5 protein-coding genes are annotated in these 4347 nt (G+C 68.9%); 3 read left to right on the forward strand and 2 right to left on the reverse strand.

The window, feature by feature from the left end:
• A partial coding sequence (gene pdxA / locus G3N94_RS40025) for a 4-hydroxythreonine-4-phosphate dehydrogenase PdxA (protein ID WP_205799707.1) occupies positions 1-813 on the forward strand: 813 nt, incomplete at its 5' end.
• Between the two features lie 120 nt (positions 814-933).
• Positions 934-1761, forward strand: coding sequence for a 16S rRNA (adenine(1518)-N(6)/adenine(1519)-N(6))-dimethyltransferase RsmA (rsmA, locus tag G3N94_RS40030; RefSeq protein WP_205799708.1), 828 nt, complete (start codon positions 934-936; stop codon positions 1759-1761).
• A gap of 27 nt (positions 1762-1788) precedes the next feature.
• On the opposite strand, the gene G3N94_RS40035 is transcribed toward rsmA, so the two are convergent.
• Positions 1789-2724 (reverse strand): DMT family transporter, encoded by a 936-nt coding sequence (locus tag G3N94_RS40035; RefSeq protein WP_205799709.1) that lies wholly within the window; start codon positions 2722-2724, stop codon positions 1789-1791.
• Positions 2725-3080: 356 nt separating this feature from the next.
• Here G3N94_RS40035 and gloA point away from each other — a divergent pair, with 356 nt between their 5' ends.
• The gene (gloA, locus tag G3N94_RS40040) at positions 3081-3470 is read left to right on the forward strand and encodes a lactoylglutathione lyase (RefSeq protein WP_205799710.1); all 390 of its coding nucleotides are present in this window, start codon (positions 3081-3083) and stop codon (positions 3468-3470) included.
• Between the two features lie 99 nt (positions 3471-3569).
• Here gloA and G3N94_RS40045 read toward each other — a convergent pair.
• Positions 3570-4347: SprT family zinc-dependent metalloprotease (locus G3N94_RS40045; RefSeq protein ID WP_205799711.1), on the reverse strand; the 778-nt coding region annotated here is incomplete at its 5' end.

A 4347-nucleotide genomic window follows, 5' to 3' on the forward strand; every position in this document is an offset into this window, starting at 1 on the left:
GCCGGGCAGGTTGCCGTCGCGGACCGGCCGCTCGCTGCGCCTGCGCGCGCGGGCGAGCTGAACGCGGCGAACGGCCGCTACGTGCTCGGGCTGCTTGACGCGGCGATCGACGGCGCGCTCGCGGGCGAATACGACGCGATCGTCACCGCGCCGCTGCAGAAGAGCACGATCAACGACGCCGGCGTTCCGTTTACCGGCCACACCGAATATCTGGCGGAGCGCACCGGCACGCCGCGCGTCGTGATGATGCTGGCCGGCACCGGCGACAAGCCGCTGCGCGTCGCGCTCGCGACCACGCACCTGCCGCTGAAGGACGTGTCGGCCGCGCTGACCGTCGACGGGCTGCTCGAGACGCTCGCGATCATCGATCACGACCTGCGTCGCGACTTCGGGCTCGCCGCGCCGCGCATCCTCGTGACGGGCCTCAACCCGCACGCCGGCGAGAACGGCTATCTCGGCCGCGAGGAAATCGACGTGATCGCGCCCGCGCTCGCGCGCGCGAACGCGCAGCGCATCGACGCGCGCGGCCCGTATCCGGCCGACACGCTGTTCCAGCCGCGCTACCTGGCCGATGCGGACTGCGTGCTCGCGATGTTCCACGACCAGGGCCTGCCGGTGCTCAAGTACGCGACGTTCGGCGAGGGCATCAACGTCACGCTCGGGCTGCCGATCATCCGCACGTCGGTCGATCATGGCACCGCGCTCGACCTCGCCGGCACGGGCCGCGCCGATCCGGGCAGCATGGTCGCCGCGCTCGACACGGCCGTCACGATGGCGCGCCATCGTCAGGCCGCCAGTCGCGGCCCGGCCTGACGGCCCGGCCAGGCCAGGGTTGAACCGACGTGGCCAGGCCTGCGCAGCTTGGCCTGCACGGCCCGGCCTGCGCGGCCCGATCCGATTCCATTCATCGCGTTTTTCGTTTTTTTTCAGTCGATGTCGAACAGCAGACAGCACCAGGGCCATTTCGCGCGCAAGCGCTTCGGGCAGAACTTCCTCGTCGATCACGGCGTGATCGACTCGATCGTCACGGCGATCGGACCGGCGCACGGCCAGCGGATGGTCGAGATCGGGCCGGGCCTCGGCGCGCTGACCGAGCCGCTGATCGCGCGCATCGCGTCGCCCGAGTCGCCGCTCCACGCGGTCGAGCTCGACCGCGACCTGATCGGCCGCCTGCAGAAGCGCTTCGGTCCGCTGCTCGAACTTCATGCGGGCGACGCGCTAGCATTCGATTTCCGCTCGCTCGCGGTGCCCGGCGACAAGCCGTCGCTGCGGATCGTCGGCAACCTGCCGTACAACATTTCGAGTCCGCTGCTGTTTCACCTGATGACGTTCGCCGACGTGGTCGTTGACCAGCATTTCATGCTGCAGAACGAAGTCGTCGAGCGGATGGTCGCCGAGCCGGGCACGAAGGCGTTCTCGCGGCTGTCGGTGATGCTGCAGTACCGCTACGTGATGGACAAGCTGATCGACGTGCCGCCCGAGTCGTTCCAGCCGCCGCCGAAGGTCGATTCGGCGATCGTGCGGATGATTCCGTACGAGCCGCACGAACTGCCGGACGTCGATCCCGTGCTGCTCGGCGAGATCGTCACGGCCGCGTTCTCGCAGCGCCGCAAGATGCTGCGCAATACGCTCGGCGAATATCGCGACACGATCGATTTCGACACGCTCGGCTTCGATCTCGCGCGCCGTGCGGAGGACGTGAGCGTGGCCGAGTATGTCGGCGTCGCGCAGGCGCTCGCGGCGGTCCGCAAGGCTGGATGACCGACGCGTCGCGCTTGCGGCTGCTCGCTACGAGCGCTTGCGCGCGGGCGCGTTGACGAGGCCGATGCCGGTCAGCACGAGCGCCGCGGCCGACATGAAGCGCCAGCCGACCGATTCGCCGAGCAGCAGCACGCCGAACGCGACGCCGAACAGCGGCGACAGGAACGTGAACACCGACAGCCGCGACGCGATATAGCGGGTCAGCAGCCAGAACCACGACAGGTAGCTGACGAACGCGACGATCACCGCCTGGTACGCGAGGCTCGCGACCGCCACCGGCGTGACGTGCGCGACCGACACCTGGCCGAGCAGCGCGGCAAGCGCGAGCAGCACGACGGCCGACACCGCGAGCTGGTAGAACAGCGTCTTGCTCGCGCTCGCCAGCGCAAGACGCGTCGAGCGCACGACGACGGTCGTGGCCGCCCACATCACGCCGCCGAGGATGCCGAGCGCATCGCCGGCGATCCCCGCGAGCACCGACGTGCCGGGGGCCGGCGGCTTCAGGAAGCCGTCGGCGAACGCGATCGCGATGCCGGCGAACGCGAGGCCGACGCCGAGCCACTGGACGCGCTGCAGGCGTTCGCCGGGCGTGAACAGGTGCAGGCCGAGTGCGGTGAAGCAGGGCGCCGTGTACAGGAAGATCGCCATATGCGACGCGCTCGTCAGCGTCAGGCCGAAGAACACGCAGATGAATTCGCCGGCGAACAGCGCGCCGGCCGCGAGTCCGGCGCGGAATGTGCCGTCCGCGCGGAACAGCGGCGTGCCGCGCGCGCGGGCCCAGCCCCACAGCAGCAGCGCGGCGATCAGCGAGCGCAGGCCGGCCTGGAACATCGGCGGGATTGCGGCGTTCGTGCTCTTGATCGCGACCTGCTGGAAGCCCCAGATCGCGCACAGCAGCAGCATCAGGCCGATCGCGCGCGCGTCGAGCGCGCGGCGCACGGGTGTGGCGGCGAGCGTGCTCATCGGCGCACCTCGCAACGGCGGATTCTCTGGAGCGGTGTCGGGAAGCGGGCGCGTTCGGCGCGCTCGAATCGATGGTTTCGCACGGCGGTCTGGCTCGGGACGGGTGGTGGGGCGCACGCACGCGGTACGCGGCACGTCGCACGAAACGCACGTGCGCGGCGCTGCACCGGCGTGGTGCGCAGTGGCGTCGATGTTACCCGATCGCGATCGCGCGCGCAGTCGCTGCCCGGGGAGGCGCGTCAGGCGTCCTTGGCCGGGCGTCGCTAACCGTGCGCCCGTGACCGGGCACCACCGACGGGATTCCCGCGACTCTGGTACAGTCTGCCGTTCTGGCAAGTCCCCAAGGAGTACAGGAAATGCGTTTGCTGCATACGATGCTGCGAGTCGGCGATCTCGACCGCTCGATCAAGTTCTATACCGAATTGCTCGGCATGAAGGTGCTGCGTCGCCAGGATTATCCGGAAGGCAAGTTCACGCTCGCGTTCGTCGGCTACGGCGATGAAAGCAACAACACGGTGATCGAGCTGACCCACAACTGGGATACGCCGTCCTACGACCTCGGCACGGGTTTCGGCCATCTGGCGCTGGAAGTCGACGACGCATACAAGGCCTGCGAGCAGATCAAGGCGCAAGGCGGCAAGGTCACGCGCGAAGCGGGCCCGATGAAGCACGGCACGACCGTGATCGCGTTCGTCGAGGATCCGGACGGCTACAAGATCGAGTTCATCCAGAAAAAAGCGCACTGAGCGACGAATCGGCGAGCCGTGGCGCGCGCAATGCGTGCAGCAATGCGGGTCGCGATGCAAAACGGGCGGCGCGGGGAATCCCGCACCGCCCGTTCGCGTTTACAGCGACGGCAGCAGCTCGGGCGGATGATGCTTGAGCGTGTGCCGCGCTTCGCGGAATTCCGGGAAGATCGATTCGACCGTCTGCCAGAAGCGCGGGCTGTGGTTCATCTCGCGCAGATGCGACAGCTCGTGCGCGACGACATAGTCGATGATCGACATCGGGAAATGGATCAGCCGCCAGTTCAGGCGGATCTTGCCGTCGCTCGAGCAGCTGCCCCAGCGCGTCGCGGCCGACGACAGCGCGTACATCGAATACGCGACGCCGAGCTTGTCCGCGTAGAACGCGAGCCGTTCGCCGAAGATCCGCTTCGCCTCGCCCTGCAGCCAGCCCTGCACGCGGTCCTTGATCTGCTGCGCATCGGCCTGGGCAGGCAGCGGCAGCGCGAGCTTCCTCGCATCGCCGTCGAACGCGACGGCGCCCGCGCCGAGCGCGACCGTCATCGGCTTGCCCAGAAACGGCAGCTGTGCGCCATCGCGCCAGTCGATCTGCGGCAGCGCGCGCTGCTCGGTGCGCGTCTTCCATTCCGCGAGCTTCGCGAAGATCCAGCGCCGCTTTTCCGTGATTGCCGCTTCGATGTCGGCGAGCGTGACCCAGCGCGGTGCGGTGATCGTGAGCCCGCTGCCGTCGATCGTGAAGCCGATCGTGCGGCGCGCGGAGCGCTTCAGCCGGTATTCGAGCACGCGGCTGTCGAGCGCGAACGTGCGCACGCGCGAGCGGTCGCGCGCGGGATGATCGGGCGCGGCAGGGGGGCCCGGGGCCAGGACGGAAGGACGG

The organism is Burkholderia sp. Ac-20353 (assembly GCF_017104785.1).
Lineage (GTDB): Bacteria > Pseudomonadota > Gammaproteobacteria > Burkholderiales > Burkholderiaceae > Burkholderia.

What these genes read in the sequence shown, in the direction of transcription:
- rsmA (WP_205799708.1), top strand. Translation starts at nt 934, where the DNA reads ATGTCGAACAGCAGACAGCACCAGGGCCATTTCGCGCGCAAGCGCTTC.
- G3N94_RS40035 (WP_205799709.1), bottom strand. Translation starts at nt 2,724, where the DNA reads ATGAGCACGCTCGCCGCCACACCCGTGCGCCGCGCGCTCGACGCGCGC.
- gloA (WP_205799710.1), top strand. Translation starts at nt 3,081, where the DNA reads ATGCGTTTGCTGCATACGATGCTGCGAGTCGGCGATCTCGACCGCTCG.